Source organism: Bathymodiolus thermophilus thioautotrophic gill symbiont, assembly GCF_003711265.1.
Taxonomy (GTDB): Bacteria; Pseudomonadota; Gammaproteobacteria; order PS1; family Pseudothioglobaceae; genus Thiodubiliella.
Window position 1 is genome coordinate 2,098,572 of the sequence record NZ_CP024634.1, and the last position, 15,571, is coordinate 2,114,142.

Sequence of the window (15,571 nt, forward strand, 5' to 3'; positions counted from 1 at the left end):
AAATTGAATTTTGCTAATCATCCATATTTATGCAAAGATCTCTATAAGAAATAGTGTGTTTTTAAGCGTGTAATGTCTATTTACATAATTTCCTGTTAAAAGTAGCAGTGTATAACTTTCCGCCAAAAACAACATAATACACCAAATTAAAACACGCTTAACTCAAAACATAGAATTAGTCAAATCTCTACTTTAATAGCCACAGGCACCTTCTACTTTCCAGCCTCGTTTAGCGTAATACCCACTATGTACAGCATAAAGCCGAACCCGCTCTATGCCTTCTTCCTGATATGTTCGAACGATACGCTCTAAGAGTGCCGACCCTCCTCCTTTAACAATCGTTGTTTGACCCTCTAACATTCCCTCAGGATTTGCTGCAATGATATCAATTTCGGGTGTTTGCTTGGCGTTGTTCATGTAAGACACAGCCTCTATATTGTCCTCGTAAATAACAACCCTAACTTCTCTTGAAGGTAAGCGATTAGTCAAGTCTCGCCTAACATATCTTTCCATCTGACCTGATAAATCTGAAGCGAGTTCGGAGTCGGTATCAGGCTCTGTAATTGTCGCCTTCCATTTAAGTAAAACAGGTTTAACTTCTGCTTTATACAGAGCGACATCGCTTTTCAAGTCTAAATTATAAGTTTTAAATTGGAAAATATTTTGTGTGTCGGGCACTTTAATTAAATTACCTGTAGTCGCATCCATAGTAAAGAAGTAAGGGCGAAAATCATTGGCCGTATATGGATAATTTTGAAGATCGAGAAACATGAAGATAGAGGCATACAGCAAACTGCTGTAAAAAATAACTGCCAATAACAAGGTTTTTAAAAAACCAAAAAAGATATTTTTAAATTTCATTAATAACATTTTTAAAACTGCCAATTAAAGCAGAGGCTGATTGTATTTTGGCAAAAATAGCGTAACAAGATGAATGTAAACAAGTCAAACTCCACTTTAAAATAGTTCAGGAAATAGAGGGGGTATCTCCAACCCTCCACAGGCGCCATCCTCTGTATCCGATTGCCAACCTCGATTAGCATAATAATTGTCATGTCTTGAAGAGTAAAGCCGAATCCTATCCACACCCTCCTCTTTATATGTTCGAGCCATACTATCTAAAAGCGCCGACCCTCCTCCTTTAACAACCGTGGTTTGATCTGTTATTAATCCCGCAGGGTTCGCTGCAATTGTCTCAATTTCAGGTGCTGTAATTTCTGGACTTTGCGCATAAGACACAGCCTCTATGCGACCTTCGTAAGTAGCCACATGAACCTCTTTTGAAAGCATACCATTATCAAGGTCTCGCTCAACATCTTGCACAATGTTGTTCGATAGGCGTGAAGCATAAACGGATTCTTGCTCAAACGGATCACCCTCTTCTGACCATTCAAGCAAAACAGGTTTAACTTCTGCGTTATACGAATCTATATCGGCTTGTATTCCTAAATTGTAAGTTTTAAATTGAAAACTATCCTGGGTGCCCGGTATTTTAATTAAGTCACCAGTGGTCGCATCTTTAGTAAAGAAGTAAGGACGAAAATTATGATTTGTATATGGGTAGCCCTGAAGTTCAAGGAACATATTTCCAGCAGCGTAAAGTAAACTGCTATAGAATATGACAGCCAGTAATAAGGTTTTAAAAAAACCAAAGAAAATATTTTTAAATATCATTCGTATCCTCTAAAAAATTCCAACACGATTTAAAGGATATAGAAAACAAGAGTATGGTCGGTCGATGCACGGTGCCTTTTTGTATATTTTTTTATTGAAGGAAAAATTATACACTGAGATACAGGGGATTGGTAAAATTCAATATTTGTCCCATGAAAAATTTCTTCAACTCTTGTTTTGGTAGAACCAAGACTGGGGTTAAAAAATACCCCTGTATTGGACATAGATGTTAAATAAAGCGCAAATTTTATTCAGTTATAATTTCCTATAAAGTCCATCCTAGTAGAGTTAAGATGAACCTTAGTTACTTTAGACTGGTTTTACTTTTTTATGGCTTGAGAAATGGTGTATTTCTGCCCTTGCTTAAGTTTTTTATAATTACCAAAAACAGATTTGAAGTTATCTTTAATAAAGTGTCGCAAGCCATTGATGGTAACAAAAGTAATCTTACCACCAGGTTTAAGCGCATCAAAAGCATCGTACAAAATAATACTTAATTGCTCTCTACCAACTTTGGCAGGAACATTTGAAATAATTTGATCAAAATACAAGTCTTTTTGAACACTCAAAAATGCATCGGATAAATAGGCTTTGGCATTATCAATATGATTCAATTTAGCGTTAATATTAGACAATTCAACAGCAACAAAATCTTTATCCACCAAATGCACTTCACCTTTGGGACAAGATTTGGCAACGGCTAAACCAATAGGACCGTAGCCACAGCCGAGGTCTAAGCACTTATCAGTTTCATTCACTTGCACATATTTCATTAACAATATCGTACCATCATCAATGGCACGAGGTGAAAATACGCCCCAGCGAGTTTTAAGGGTCAAATCGTGATTCAATAAATTCGTTTTGATACTTAAATCTTGCTTGAGTTTGTTGATGTCGTTGCGCATAAACATATTATTTTTGCGCCTCTTTTTTAGCCCGTTTTTTCGCTTTGGCATTAATTATTTGTGCGGCATTGTCGCCAATGTGTTCTTCACCACGGGCTTTTGCCAATTCAATTTGGCGTTGTCTTTCTTGATAACGATTGATTTGCTCCGCAGAACGCGTGCCGTGACAACGAGGGCAAGAAACGCCTTTTTCATAATGCTGATGATCTTTATCAGCCTTGGTAATGGGATAACGGCAAGCATGACATTGATCGTATTGCCCTTGCTCTAAATTGTGCTTTACAGCAACTCGTTCGTCAAACACGAAGCATTCGCCATCCCAAAGACTATCTGCTTCATCAACTTCTTCTAAGTATTTCAACACGCCACCATGCAGATGATAGACAGTTTTAAAACCTTGTGATTTTAAATAGGCAGTGGATTTTTCACAACGAATACCGCCAGTGCAAAACATGGCTACTTTTTTGTCACGATATTGCTCTAAATTTTCTTTGGTATAAGCAGGAAATTCTCTAAAAGTTTCAGTATTTGGATTAATGGCGCCTTTAAAACTGCCAATGCCATATTCGTAATCATTACGAGTGTCAATCAACACCACATCGGGGTCGCTAATAAGGGCGTTCCAATCCTTGGGTTTAACATAAGTACCAACCGAAGAAAGTGGGTCTATGTGTTCCACGCCTAGCGTTACGATTTCTTTTTTAAGTTTAACTTTAAGGCGTTTAAATGGCAATTTTTCACTATAAGAAAACTTAATCTCTAATCGGTTAAAACGCCCATCATTTTCCAAAAACTCAACCAACTTATCAATGGCATCTGGTGTGCCAGCAACCGTGCCATTCAAACCTTCTAACGCCAAAAGTAGCGTGCCTTTTATTTCTAAATCCACCATTAGCGCACGCAAAGGCGTGCGAAATTCTTTAAAATCGTCTAAACGCACGAATTGATAAAGAGCGCAAATAGTAAACACAGGCTTTATTGAAAACCTTTGTGTGAATATAAATGCTGGAGAGCGCTCATTTTTTGATGATTATTCATATTTATACCAAGATTCTCTTTTAATAAAAAAGAAACTATTTTACAATAAGGGTTAAATGTTTGTCGGCGTATAATACAGGTCTTAAAAAAAATATTTTAACAATGCGTGCTTGATTCAATCAATTATCCAAAAGATATTAAACAACTAGATTTAAGGCAACTACAGTCTTTAGCGGATGAAATTCGTGCCTTTTTAATCGAAAATATCCAAAAAACAGGTGGGCATCTTGCGCCTAATCTTGGCACAATTGAAATGTCAATTGCCATGCATTATGTATTCAGCACACCAAAAGACAGTTTTGTTTTTGATGTGGGGCATCAGGCTTATACTCACAAAATTCTCACGGGTCGCAAAGACAGAATACACACATTACGCCAAAAAGGCGGTATTTCAGGGTTTACCAAAAGAGCAGAAAGCGCACACGATAGTTTTGGTGCCGGACACTCTTCTACTTCAATTAGTGCTGCATTGGGTATTTCTATTGCCAATGGTATTCAGTGTAATCATCACAAATCAATTGCCGTCATTGGTGATGGGGCACTCACAGGTGGTATGTCGTTTGAGGCGCTCAATCATGCCGGTGATAGTAATGCAGATTTGCTGATTATCCTCAATGATAACGACATGAGTATTTCAAAAAATGTCGGGGCAATGAGCAAATATTTAACCAAACTTATTTCTGGCAAGATGTATTCAACCATGAAAAATAAATCATTGGGGTTTTTACAGAAAATGCCCCGTATGCACGAATTTGCCAAGCGCTCAGAAGAGCATCTTAAAGGTATGGTGTTACCCAGCACTTTGTTTGAAGAATTGGGACTTGATTATTATGGGCCAATTGACGGACATGATTTGCCAACTTTAATCAAAACACTGCAAAATTTAAAAACACAAAGCAAGCCTAGGTTACTTCATATTATTACCAAAAAAGGCTATGGTTTAGACAGTGCAGAAAATGACCCTTGCAAATTCCATGGCATCGCACCTGCAGCAGATGGGTCAAGCACATTAGACAGTTATAGTAATGTTTTTGGGCGTTGGCTAATCAATACTGCTGCCAACAACAAAGACTTAATTGCCATTACTCCAGCAATGTGTACGGGTTCTGGAATGAGTGAATTTGAACAAAAATTCCCCGAACAGTATTTTGATGTGGGTATTGCCGAACAACACGCTGTTACTTTTGCAGGCGGTTTAGCCACACAGGGACTAAAGCCTGTTGTTGCTATTTACTCAACTTTTTTACAGCGTGGTTACGACCAACTTATTCACGACATTGCTTTGCAAAATCTAAATGTTATTTTTGCCATTGACCGTGCTGGTTTGGTGGGTGCTGATGGTGCAACTCATGCGGGATGTTTTGATTTGAGTTTTTTAAGATGTATTCCAAATTTAACGATTATGGCGCCAAGTAATGGATTGGAAATGTATCAAATGTTAAACACTGCCTTTAATATGCAATCACCTGTTTGCATTCGTTATCCTAGAGGTGTGGCCAATGTAGAAAAATATGAAACTCAGGACACGGTAGAAATTGGCACAGCAAAGGTTTTGTTGAAGGGTGAAAAAATAGCTATTTTTGCTTTTGGCAATAAAGTTGACATTGCCCTTGAAGCAGGCGCAGAATTGGGCGCCAGTGTGATTGATATGCGTTTCGTAAAACCACTGGATACGCAATTGATTAAGGAAATGGCAAGCACACATCAGCGGTTGATTTCCATTGAAGACAATGTTATTTCGGGAGGTGCTGGTAGTGCTATTAGCGAATATTTACATCAGCAAAAAATAACCACGCCTTTACACCTCCTAGGCTTGCCCGATGAGTTTACCGAGCAAGGCACACAAGCAGAGTTATATCAACAATACGGATTAACAGCCAAAGATATTATTAATGCCACTAAAATATGAAAAAACTCCTAAAACACTACAGCCCCAACCAAAATGAACTTAAAAACCACAAATCACTTGGCTGGTTAAGTCAATATTTAACCAATCCCAGTTTATGGAATTTCAATCGAAAATCTGTTTCTAAGGCCTTTGCAGTAGGCTTGTTCTGTGCCTTTGTTCCCGTGCCATTCCAGATGCTATTAGCAGCACCCAGTGCCATTATTTTTTCAGCTAATTTGCCTGTGGCAATCGCATTGGTGTGGATTACCAATCCCATCACCATGCCACCGATTTTTTATGCCTGCTACAAACTTGGTGCTTGGGTTTTGGGGGTCGGGGTTGAACAAGATTTTGTTATGTCATTAGCGTATGTATGGCAGGTATTTGATGTGATTTGGCAGCCGTTTTTATTGGGCTGTTTGATTGTGTCTGTTGTTAGCTCAATCATTGGCTATTTTTCTATTCAGTTTATTTATCGGCTAAGGGTTTATAAAAGAAAATCAAAAAAAAATTAATCCTTTGGGTGCTTTAATTTACTTCTAATTTGCGCCTCAAGCTCATCAACCAAATTTTCATTGCTCACTTTGGAGTGTGTTAGCCCATCAATATACATTAAATTAGGATCACCGCCTGTTAGCCCAACTGAAACTGCTTTGGCCTCACCCGGCCCATTAACCACACAGCCAATCACTGCTGCATCAATAGGCTCATTGATATCTTCAAGTCGGGCTTCCAATTCATTGACCACCTTAATAACATCAAACTTTTGTCGTGAACAAGAGGGGCAGGCAATCAAATTAACGCCTTTTTGCCGCAAACTCAATGATTTTAAAATATCAAAACCTACTTTAATTTCATCTACCGGATCTGAGGCCAACGAAACACGAATGGTATCACCAATACCTTCTGAGAGTAACAAACCCAATCCAATAGAAGACTTCACCGAACCTGCTCTGAGTGAGCCAGCCTCAGTAATACCCAAATGCAGTGGGTTGTCAATTTGTGTTGCTAATTGCTGGTAGGCAAAAACGGTCATAAATACTTCGGAAGCTTTTAGAGAGATCTTGTAATTATCAAAATTCAATTTGTCCAAAATATCAATGTGCCTAAAGGCGCTTTCTACCATCGCCTCAGGCGTTGGTTCGGTGTATTTTTTTTGCAAATCTTTTTCTAAAGAACCTGCATTTACACCAATACGAATGGGAATATTGTGGTCTTTAGCGGATGCCACCACTTCTGCCACTCTGTCTGCTCGTCCGATATTGCCTGGGTTAATACGCAAACAATCGGCACCATATTCTGCCACTTTGAGTGCAATTTTGTAATCAAAATGAATGTCGGTAATCAATGGAATGTCCACTTGTTTTCTAATGGCTTTAAAGGCTTCCGCCGCCGCCATCGTGGGTATAGAAACACGCACCAAATCAGCACCTGCATTTTGAATGGCTTGTATTTGTGCGACAGTTGCCTCGATATCATTGGTGTCCGTATTGGTCATACTTTGCACAGAAATTGGTGCATCGCCGCCAACTGCTACATTGCCAACAAAAATTTGCTTGGATTTTCTTCTAACGATAGTGTGAGTAGATTTCATTTTTAAATAATTTCATCCAAATATTCTAAAGTTTCAGATTCTTTTGGCTGCACCTTGCGCATCTTAATGATAGGGACAACTTTGGTTTTTTCGGTTTCTGGCTCTTTAATGACAATTGAACTTATGTTTGGTTTTTTCGGTATTTTTTCATCGTAAAAAAGATAATATGCAACAATCAGGGTTATTAGCACAAGCAACAAGATTATTGTCAATTTAATAAAGCCCTTTTTGTTTCTTCGTTTTTTTTGCTGGGGGTAATAATCAATACCGTCTATCATTCCTGCGTCCGTTTGGTCTTATCAACAACCCTACCAGCCAATTGCCCACAAGCCGCATCCACCTCTTCTCCGCGTGTACGCCTAGTGGTGGTGCGAATGCCATTGTCAAATAAAACATCTTGAAAAGAGGCAATTGTAACCTTTTTTGAGGTTTGATATTGGGTTTTTGGAAAAGGGTTAAAGGGGATTAAATTCACCTTGGCTGACAATCCTTTTAACAAAGTGGCTAATTTTTTAGCCTGAGCGGTACTGTCATTTACCCCCTCCAACATAACATATTCAAATAAAATATGGCGTTCTTGAGTGCCAGCTGTTAAATAATTTTGGCAAGCTAATAGCAGTTCTTTAATAGGATATTTTTGATTAATCGGCACCAGTTCATCACGCAAAGTATCATCGGGTGCATGCAAGGAAATTGCCAAACTCACTGGCGTTCTGTCTGCCATACGCAACAATGCTGGCACCACACCTGAAGTTGAAATAGTCACCTTACGCCTAGAAAGTCCAAATGCCAAATCATCCAACAACAAATCACAAGCAACATACACTGCCTTTTCATTTAATAGCGGCTCCCCCATACCCATAAAGACCACATTGGAAATACGCTTATCTTTGGTACTCAAATACTGCTTGGCAATCATTACTTGGGCGATAATTTCTGCTGTGCTTAAATTACGATTAAAACCTTGCATCCCTGTTGAACAAAAAGTGCATGCCAATGAACAGCCTACTTGGGAGGAGATACACAATGTGCCCCTATCTTTCTCAGGAATATACACCGTCTCTATAAAATTATTTTCCCCCACATCAATAACCCACTTAATCACACCATCAAGTGCTTGATTCTGTTCGCTCACTTCAGGAAAGTTAATGCAAGCAATGTCATTCAGTTGTTGCCTCAGTTTTTTACTGAGATTTAACATTTTGTCAAAATCAAACTCGTGATATTTGTAAATCCACTGCATAATTTGCTTAACACGATAGGGCTTCTCCCCCAAAGATTCAAAAAGCTTAGTGAGCGCTTGTTGGTTTAAATTTAAAAGATTTGTCTTATATTGATTATTTGGCATAAAAGGCGTAAAAAAAGCACCCGAAGGTGCTTCTTTCAAAAAGAATTAAACTTTAACTATTTACCGCTTCTTTAAGTGCTTTTCCTGCCTTAAACGCAGCCACTTTAGAGGCAGAAATTTGAATAGTAGCACCTGTTTGTGGATTACGACCTGTGCGAGCAGCACGGTCTCTAACCACAAAAGAACCAAAGCCAGTTAATTGCACACTGTCACCTTTAGCCATAGCACTAGTGATAGCGTCAGTTGTTGCATTTAATGCGCGGCCTGCTTCTGCTTTAGAAAGATCTGTTGCTGATGCAATCGCATCAATTAGTTCTGATTTGTTCATATTTATATCCTCGAGAGTTTAAAAAAAATACTAAAAGTTTTGTTTATTTGTCAGAAGATGGAATAAAATAAAAATAAAAAATATTACTAACACCTCACTATTTTAGTGATACTGATTATAAACACAAATGTAGCTGTGTCAACGGTTTTTTAATAAAAAAGATAAGGTTGTTATTTAAAACTCTCTTTTAGCGCTCTTTGCTTATCCCTTTTCCAATCTTTTTCTTTAATATCTTGTCGTTTGTCGTGTGCTTTCTTTCCCTTAGCCACACCAATTTCTAACTTGACTTTGCCTCGAAGCCAATATAATTTAAGCGGCACTACTGTGGCTCCTTTTTGATTAATCTTATCCTTGATTCGATTAATTTCTAGGCGATGCAACAATAATTTTCGAATTCGAGTGGGGTCTGTATTGACATGCGTAGAGGCGTATTTCAATGGAGAAATGTGACTGCCAAACAAAAACAGCTCGTTATTTTTTAAAATAACATAACTCTCTTTAATTTGTACTTTATTGTCTCGCAAACTTTTTACCTCCCAACCTTCTAAAGAGAGTCCAGCCTCTAGACTTTGTTCTATAAAATAGTCGTGTCGTGCTTTCTTATTAACGACAATCGTATTTGAATTTATTTTTTTATTTTTTTTTGCCATGCATAAAATCTCTAAAAGTGCTATCGTGCCTTACTCTTGTAAGAAAATGTATCAGTTGGTTAATCAAATTGATGAATATCCAGCTTTTTTGAAGTGGTGTTCTTCTGCCAATATTTTAAATCAAACTGAAGAGGAAATCATAGCTTCGGTTACGATTAATAAAAGCGCCTTTAATCAGGCCTTTACCACCATTAATCGCTTAACCGTTGATGCGCGCATTGATATGCAACTCAAAGAAGGGCCTTTTAAACAGTTAAATGGTGCTTGGATTTTTATGCCGCTGGGTGAAAATGCTTGCAAAATTAGTTTAGAATTAGAATTTAGTTTTTCCTCTAAGTTGGTGGATATGACGATTGCCCCTATTTTTACTGCTATTTCTAACGCACAACTGGATGCCTTTGTTGAGCGTGCCAAGCAAGTTTATGCTGTTGTTTAATAAACCATTCGGCATACTTTGCCAGTTTAGTGGCGAAGAAAAAAACCTATCTAATTACATTGATGTAAAAAACTTTTACCCAGCGGGGCGACTGGATAAAGATTCTGAAGGATTGTTGTTGTTGACTGATGATGGCAAATTACAACATCAAATTTCACACCCAAAATTTGACAAAGAAAAAACTTACCTTGTTCAAGTGGAGGGGGAAGTAACAAACCAAGCCATTATTCAATTGTGCCAAGGAATAACACTCAAAGATGGATTGACCAAACCTGCCAAAGCAAAAATCGTCAAACAACCCGACTGGCTATGGGACAGAAACCCACCTATACGCCAACGGAAAAATATTCCCACATCATGGATTGAACTCAAAATTACTGAGGGTAAAAATCGTCAAGTTCGGCGTATGAGTGCTGCCGTTGGCTTTCCAACACTTAGACTGATTCGCACACAAATAGGCGCTTGGAAACTGGGTGATATTCAATTAGGGCAATATCAATATGGATAAAATGAATGGATTTGAGCTGGCATATCACGCTTTAATGAATAATACCATTGAAGAAAAAATCAAACTCACTCAGCAATTGTATGCGCTAAGTGTCAATCATCAACTGGATTATAGCGACGCTTTTCCTATTCAAAAAACGCCCAATCCTGGCAGGCCACAAAAACCTGAATTAGTAAGATTTCAATCGGTACCACGAAGAGACAGTTCAGACCTTGGCTTTATTAACACCATTCATGCTATTTGCCATATTGAATTTAATGCAATTAACTTGGCTTTAGACGCTATTTACCGCTTTCAAGATATGCCCGAACCCTTCTACCAAGATTGGATTCAAGTCGCATTTGAAGAGGCAAAACATTTTTCTTTGCTGAGTGCATATTTGCTCAAATTAGGTTATCAATACGGTGATTTTGATGCACATGATGGATTGTGGCAAATGACAACAGATACCGATTACGATGTGTTGGCACGCATGGCACTTGTGCCTAGAGTATTGGAAGCCAGAGGCTTGGATGCCACACCTAAAATTCAAAAGCGTTTTAAGCATTCAAACTTTAGTCACATGGTTGACATCTTGGATATTATTTTTAAAGATGAAATTAACCATGTAAAAATCGGCAATACTTGGTTTCATTACTTATGCCAACAAAGGCAGGTTGACCCCTTAACAACCTTTGATAAACTGGTTAAAAAACACATTGGCGCTCAACTGCGTGGCCCATTCAACATTGAGGCTAGAAAACTGGCTAATTTTTCCCAACAAGAATTAGACTACTTGTGCCATTTTCAAAAATAAATAGAGACCTTTGTTATAAATATGGGTGATTAGCAAAATTCAATTTTTGCCCACTTGGAAATTTCTTAAACCTTGTTCTAGCAGGGCTAAGGCTGGGTTTAAAAAATTACCAAGTGGGTGAAACGAGGAGTCTTGATGATTATTCATATTTATGCAAAGGTCTCTCAATATGCAAGTATTCCATTGTCAGCATAAGAAACAATAACAAAGTTGCTAAACTGCAATTATTTTTTATAAATTGCACAATCCATTCGGGACTGCATTAAACATTAATTTTATTTCCATACATATGTTGTATATTTTTCTTCCTTGCTGTTTATTTTTACATCAAAATTAAAAGAAAAATTGGTGGTTTCGGCTGCTTTTCCAGCCTTGTCAACATTGACTGGAATTTCAAGCAACTGAATATTTAGGTGTACTTGTTCGTAAATAAACTTTTTAAAGTCCTTATTGGTAAAATTCCCGTAATTAAACGCCAAAAATCCTTTTTTTGTTCTTCCAGGTAAAACCTTAAAATCGTGATCAATCAAATGAATAAGCAACAAATCTGAATGCAAATCCGCAATATTTACCGCACTATTTATCTTATCATTTGGTGCATTTTTTGCTATAAGAGCCGATCTTAGGGCTTGTTTTACATATTGCCTTGCATCTTTTTTGTTTAGCGCATCAAATATATTACCAGCACTGTCTTCTAATGCCATAATCGCATTAGAAAGTTTCATCACATGTTTGGTGCTATTGGTTATTGAAACCTCAAAGATTGGCAATGGCAACATTGGAAAATTTACAAGATTTCCATTGTGCTTTATGTTTTTCCATACATTTTGTTTGTATTTATGCGACCACCTTTTTTCTTTCTTTACAAAATTAAAAGGGATAGAGGTTTTTATAAGTTGAGGGAATTGACTTGTTGCTTTTCCGAAAATTGGCTTCATTGTAATCTTAATACCTTCATTGCGTAGTGGATTAAAATTCACCTCATTAAACTTTATTTCGGCAGTTTTAACAATTCTAGTTTTAATGACTGGAACTTTTGTTGGCAGGCAACCAGATATAACCATTGATCCAATGATTGCAATAGACAGTAATTTTATGTTCATTTTATTCTTTAAAAAATCCTCTAAAAAACAGAAGGGCGTAAAACAACGACCCAACATCAATTTATCGTAAAACATCAATGCCCTACTTTGATTATGCTCGTAATGCACGCTTAATAAAGAACCAGCAGGTTTTTTTTAATCGCCTGTGTTATTTGAATACTAAAAATAGCAAAAAAAACACAAGGTGCACACAAAAAATTAGGTGCTTCTATGTAAGACCTTTGTCAATCTTTTAAAATTTCTTATAGAGACCTTTGCATAAATATGGATGATTAGCAAAATTCAATTTTTGCCCACTTGGTGATTTTCTTAAACCTTGTCCTAGCAGGGCTAAGGCTGGGTTTAAAAAATTACCAAGTGGGTGAAAAGTGGATTGTTGATGATTATTCATATTTATGCAAAGGTCTCTTATAGAGCACTTAGTTTCAAACTTGATTTTATACCCTCTTAATACCCGTCCATTGGTTTTTTAATCTAAATAAAATGAGTCCTATAATCGTCCAAATATTAGATTTACAATGTATTCAACCAGTGAGCAACTTTAGCAGTTAAGCGCTCGGCTGCATGAGGGGTTTTATAATAATGATCTGCATTTTTCACTGTCATTTGTGTGGATTTAGTATGGTTTGCTGCTTTAATTAATCGCCCTCTATAGTTTGCCAATTTTCTCACGCCAGAAAAATCTTGCTCGGCATAAATGTCCAAAATAGGGGTTGTCATTTTATACAACGGAAAACCATTCACCAATTTTTGCTTATAATCTGTTGCCCCCATCCCAATTCCTACAAATCCATTAATCTTGCCATCGCCATATTTATCCACATAACTCATTGCCATATGTACACCGCAACCATGGGCAATCAGCACAATATTGGTAATCCCTTGTTTTTTATAAAAATCAATCGCCGCATTGATACGCGCATGTGAATAAGGGAAAATTGGCACATAGTCATAGTATTTGGCTTGCTTGCCTAGTACCGGCATTTGCACTGACAATGTATGCCAACCTGTTTTTGCTAATCCTATGCGTAAGGGTTTAATGGTGTCATTCCAATTTGCATGTTGCCCCCGATTGTGCAAGATAATCACGCCGCCTTTGGGCTTGTCTGCCTCACTTTCCATAAAGATACTGAACACTTCTTTGCCATTTTTGAGGGGTAAATATTCTACATCGCCATCCATTACTGCATCGGCTATTTCATTAACCACTCGTTGTTCTCTGGCAAAATCTGGTTCAACGCCTACAAATTGATTGAATTCAGCACGCAATTTATTTGGATTAAAATCACCAAACATAGGTAAATGTGGCAAACTTGGCATACTGGGTATTGGGAACATCGCATACGATACTTGTGTAAACAGTAAACTTAATGCCCATATTGTTTTTTTATTTAACATACTTCTTTTCCTTTAATTTCTCTAATGCAACTTGTGCATTCGGGTGTTTATTTTGGTTGGCTTGTTGAAACCAGTAATACGCTTTTTTTAAATTTTTTTGCTCTAAAAATAACGAAGCCAAATTAAATTGTGCATACTCATCATTCGCATTTGCTGCTATTAGCCACCATTGTTGCGCTTGTTTAATAGCACCTTGTCGATAATACAACATCGCCAATTCACTTTGTGCATACGGTAACCCCTGTTTTGCTGATTTTTTAAACCATTCAAATGCTTTTTTATCATCTTGTTTCACACCCAATCCATATAAGTAACTCAGTCCAATATTATTCTGAGCCGCCATATGTCCCGCCTCAGCTGCACGCATCATCCAATGAAATGCATCATCATTGCGCCCTTGCTGAGAATAATCATAACCAGTTTGATACCATTTATCAGCACGAAAATCAGCGCCAATAACTGATGTTGTAAACAATCCTAATGCGAAAAAAAAGGGCGCTATTAACGCCCTTTTTTCCATTAATAAGGTAATCAAAAAATTACTTACCAACAGTACTAAGACCTAATGAGTGCCATGCATTCATACCCTCACGATAGTACTTAAGCTTGCTCGCTGGATAACCCAAAGTAAGTAAAGATTTGATTGCTGCAGGCGATTGACCACACCACAAACCATTACAGAACAAGTACAAGGTCTTGGCTTTACCAAAGTCCAAAACGCCTGAACCGTTATCAACAGCACCAAATCGTTTGGTAAGAATATCCGTTACTGCATCTGGGTCTTTAGCAACTGCCTTAGAATTTAACTTCTTAAAGGAAATATTCACCGCACCTTTAATAGTACCACCTTTCTTAGCAGTGGTCCAAATAGGTGTTCTGGCATCAATTACCATCGCATTAGCCCCATTAGCAATATCACGAAGTGCATAGATAATGTCTAATTCAGTGACTGTATCAACGGGCGCAGGTGCAAACGGATGCTGTGGTTGAATGCAGAATGGCGGACAAGGACGAGAAGTCTTTGCAAATGCTGGATGAATCGTATTTTTACCATTTTGATTACGATAAATACCTGCAATTTCCATCACATCTTTAACAATTCCAACCGGTTTAGAGCTGGTCTTCTTAACCTCTGCAGCACTACTTTTTTTAGTATTTGTAATGCCACAAGCAGTTAGGGATAATGCAGTGGCAGCAATCAATAATAATTTTATTTTCATCATAATTTCCTAAGTTAACAGTGGTTATTTACCAACAGTGCTAAGACCTAATGAATGCCATGCATTCATACCTGAGCGGTAATATTTAAGCTTGCTTTCTGGGTAACCTAAAGCAAGTAATGCTCTAATTGCTGCAGGCGATTGACCACACCACAAACCATTACAGAATAAATACAAAGTCTTGGCTTTACTAAAGTTTAAAATACCTGAGCCATTGTCAACAACACCAAATTTACCTGTTAAAATATCTATGACTGCATCTGGATCTTTGGCAACTGCCTTAGCATTTAACTTCTTAAAAGAAATATTCACTGAACCTTTAATAGTGCCGCCTTTCTTTGCAGACATCCAAACTGGCGTACGCGCATCAATGACCATCTTGGATTTATCACCTTTGGCAATATCACGAAGTGCATGGATAATGTCTAATTCACTAACTGTCTCAACCGCTGCAGGTGCAAATGGATTGGTTGGTTGAATACAGAATGGTGGGCAAGGACGCGAAGTCTTAGCGAATGCTGGATTGATAGTGGCTTTGTTATCTTGGTTGCGAGAGATACCTGCAACTTCCATAACGCCTTTAATAATGCCAACTGGCTTAGCGGTTACAGTCGTTGACGCTAACAATGCTACTGATGCAGCGCTTATTACTAATGTTTTAAGTTTCATTTTATTTTCCTTCTTT

20 protein-coding genes are annotated in these 15,571 nt (G+C 37.7%); 5 read left to right on the forward strand and 15 right to left on the reverse strand.

From position 1 onward, the window contains the following. Nucleotides 1-192 precede the first annotated feature (192 nt). The 4 genes from MS2017_RS07290 to trhO all read right to left on the reverse strand — a co-directional run bounded on the left by MS2017_RS07290 (nucleotide 193) and on the right by trhO (nucleotide 3,549). Nucleotides 193-771, reverse strand: a complete 579-nt coding sequence (locus MS2017_RS07290; RefSeq protein WP_139458274.1) for an N-acetyltransferase — start codon at nucleotides 769-771, stop codon at nucleotides 193-195. Between the two features lie 186 nt (nucleotides 772-957). Beyond that, on the reverse strand, nucleotides 958-1,584 hold the full coding sequence (locus MS2017_RS07295) for a hypothetical protein (RefSeq protein WP_164707657.1): 627 nt from the start codon (nucleotides 1,582-1,584) through the stop codon (nucleotides 958-960). A gap of 410 nt (nucleotides 1,585-1,994) precedes the next feature. Further along, entirely contained in the window at nucleotides 1,995-2,585 is a 591-nt protein-coding gene (locus MS2017_RS07300) for a class I SAM-dependent methyltransferase (protein ID WP_071564960.1), read from the reverse strand. A gap of 1 nt (nucleotide 2,586) precedes the next feature. Continuing rightward, on the reverse strand, nucleotides 2,587-3,549 hold the full coding sequence (trhO, locus tag MS2017_RS07305; RefSeq protein WP_071564959.1) for an oxygen-dependent tRNA uridine(34) hydroxylase TrhO: 963 nt from the start codon (nucleotides 3,547-3,549) through the stop codon (nucleotides 2,587-2,589). Between the two features lie 174 nt (nucleotides 3,550-3,723). Here trhO and dxs point away from each other — a divergent pair, with 174 nt between their 5' ends. Both dxs and MS2017_RS07315 read left to right on the forward strand, forming a co-directional pair. Continuing rightward, the gene (gene dxs, locus MS2017_RS07310; protein WP_122951780.1) at nucleotides 3,724-5,526 is read left to right on the forward strand and encodes a 1-deoxy-D-xylulose-5-phosphate synthase; all 1,803 of its coding nucleotides are present in this window, start codon (nucleotides 3,724-3,726) and stop codon (nucleotides 5,524-5,526) included. Beyond that, nucleotides 5,523-6,020, forward strand: a complete 498-nt coding sequence (locus MS2017_RS07315) for a DUF2062 domain-containing protein (RefSeq protein WP_071564957.1) — start codon at nucleotides 5,523-5,525, stop codon at nucleotides 6,018-6,020. The genes dxs and MS2017_RS07315 overlap by 4 nt, the downstream gene beginning before the upstream one ends. Here MS2017_RS07315 and ispG read toward each other — a convergent pair. The 5 genes from ispG to smpB all read right to left on the reverse strand — a co-directional run bounded on the left by ispG (nucleotide 6,017) and on the right by smpB (nucleotide 9,425). After that, the gene (gene ispG, locus MS2017_RS07320; protein ID WP_122951781.1) at nucleotides 6,017-7,099 is read right to left on the reverse strand and encodes a flavodoxin-dependent (E)-4-hydroxy-3-methylbut-2-enyl-diphosphate synthase; all 1,083 of its coding nucleotides are present in this window, start codon (nucleotides 7,097-7,099) and stop codon (nucleotides 6,017-6,019) included. The genes MS2017_RS07315 and ispG overlap by 4 nt on opposite strands. 2 nt (nucleotides 7,100-7,101) lie before the next feature. Then, nucleotides 7,102-7,377: a hypothetical protein gene (locus MS2017_RS07325; RefSeq protein ID WP_122951782.1), complete on the reverse strand. Its 276-nt coding sequence runs from the start codon at nucleotides 7,375-7,377 to the stop codon at nucleotides 7,102-7,104. Continuing rightward, complete coding sequence (gene rlmN / locus MS2017_RS07330) at nucleotides 7,374-8,447, reverse strand: dual-specificity RNA methyltransferase RlmN (RefSeq protein ID WP_122952239.1); 1,074 nt, start codon at nucleotides 8,445-8,447, stop codon at nucleotides 7,374-7,376. Before rlmN ends, MS2017_RS07325 begins: the two co-directional genes overlap by 4 nt. A 52-nt stretch (nucleotides 8,448-8,499) precedes the next feature. Further along, a complete protein-coding gene (locus MS2017_RS07335) occupies nucleotides 8,500-8,775 on the reverse strand; it encodes an HU family DNA-binding protein (RefSeq protein ID WP_071564954.1) in 276 nt (91 codons plus the stop codon). A 170-nt stretch (nucleotides 8,776-8,945) separates the two neighbouring features. Further along, entirely contained in the window at nucleotides 8,946-9,425 is a 480-nt protein-coding gene (smpB, locus tag MS2017_RS07340) for an SsrA-binding protein SmpB (protein WP_071564953.1), read from the reverse strand. Between smpB and MS2017_RS07345 the strand changes: the two genes are divergently transcribed. Genes MS2017_RS07345 through MS2017_RS07355 form a run of 3 tightly spaced genes read left to right on the forward strand, consistent with a single transcriptional unit; the run spans nucleotide 9,424 to nucleotide 11,165 of the window. Further along, nucleotides 9,424-9,861, forward strand: a complete 438-nt coding sequence (locus MS2017_RS07345) for a type II toxin-antitoxin system RatA family toxin (RefSeq protein ID WP_071564952.1) — start codon at nucleotides 9,424-9,426, stop codon at nucleotides 9,859-9,861. The genes smpB and MS2017_RS07345 overlap by 2 nt on opposite strands. Then, nucleotides 9,848-10,369 (forward strand): pseudouridine synthase, encoded by a 522-nt coding sequence (locus tag MS2017_RS07350; protein ID WP_122951783.1) that lies wholly within the window; start codon nucleotides 9,848-9,850, stop codon nucleotides 10,367-10,369. The genes MS2017_RS07345 and MS2017_RS07350 overlap by 14 nt, the downstream gene beginning before the upstream one ends. A 1-nt stretch (nucleotide 10,370) precedes the next feature. After that, nucleotides 10,371-11,165 (forward strand): ferritin-like domain-containing protein, encoded by a 795-nt coding sequence (locus tag MS2017_RS07355; RefSeq protein WP_071564968.1) that lies wholly within the window; start codon nucleotides 10,371-10,373, stop codon nucleotides 11,163-11,165. A gap of 275 nt (nucleotides 11,166-11,440) precedes the next feature. Here MS2017_RS07355 and MS2017_RS07360 read toward each other — a convergent pair whose 3' ends face one another. From MS2017_RS07360 to MS2017_RS07380, 6 genes are all read right to left on the reverse strand, one after another. Then, complete coding sequence (locus MS2017_RS07360) at nucleotides 11,441-12,268, reverse strand: hypothetical protein (RefSeq protein WP_164707658.1); 828 nt, start codon at nucleotides 12,266-12,268, stop codon at nucleotides 11,441-11,443. Between the two features lie 232 nt (nucleotides 12,269-12,500). Further along, on the reverse strand, nucleotides 12,501-12,659 hold the full coding sequence (locus MS2017_RS11425; protein WP_158009419.1) for a hypothetical protein: 159 nt from the start codon (nucleotides 12,657-12,659) through the stop codon (nucleotides 12,501-12,503). A gap of 122 nt (nucleotides 12,660-12,781) precedes the next feature. Continuing rightward, nucleotides 12,782-13,666: a DUF3530 family protein gene (locus MS2017_RS07365; RefSeq protein WP_122951785.1), complete on the reverse strand. Its 885-nt coding sequence runs from the start codon at nucleotides 13,664-13,666 to the stop codon at nucleotides 12,782-12,784. Then, on the reverse strand, nucleotides 13,656-14,141 hold the full coding sequence (locus MS2017_RS07370; protein ID WP_158009418.1) for a tetratricopeptide repeat protein: 486 nt from the start codon (nucleotides 14,139-14,141) through the stop codon (nucleotides 13,656-13,658). The genes MS2017_RS07365 and MS2017_RS07370 overlap by 11 nt, the downstream gene beginning before the upstream one ends. A 64-nt stretch (nucleotides 14,142-14,205) precedes the next feature. Then, complete coding sequence (locus tag MS2017_RS07375) at nucleotides 14,206-14,889, reverse strand: rhodanese-like domain-containing protein (RefSeq protein ID WP_237731971.1); 684 nt, start codon at nucleotides 14,887-14,889, stop codon at nucleotides 14,206-14,208. A gap of 21 nt (nucleotides 14,890-14,910) precedes the next feature. Next, a complete protein-coding gene (locus tag MS2017_RS07380) occupies nucleotides 14,911-15,555 on the reverse strand; it encodes a rhodanese-like domain-containing protein (protein ID WP_071564947.1) in 645 nt (214 codons plus the stop codon). Nucleotides 15,556-15,571 lie beyond the last annotated feature (16 nt).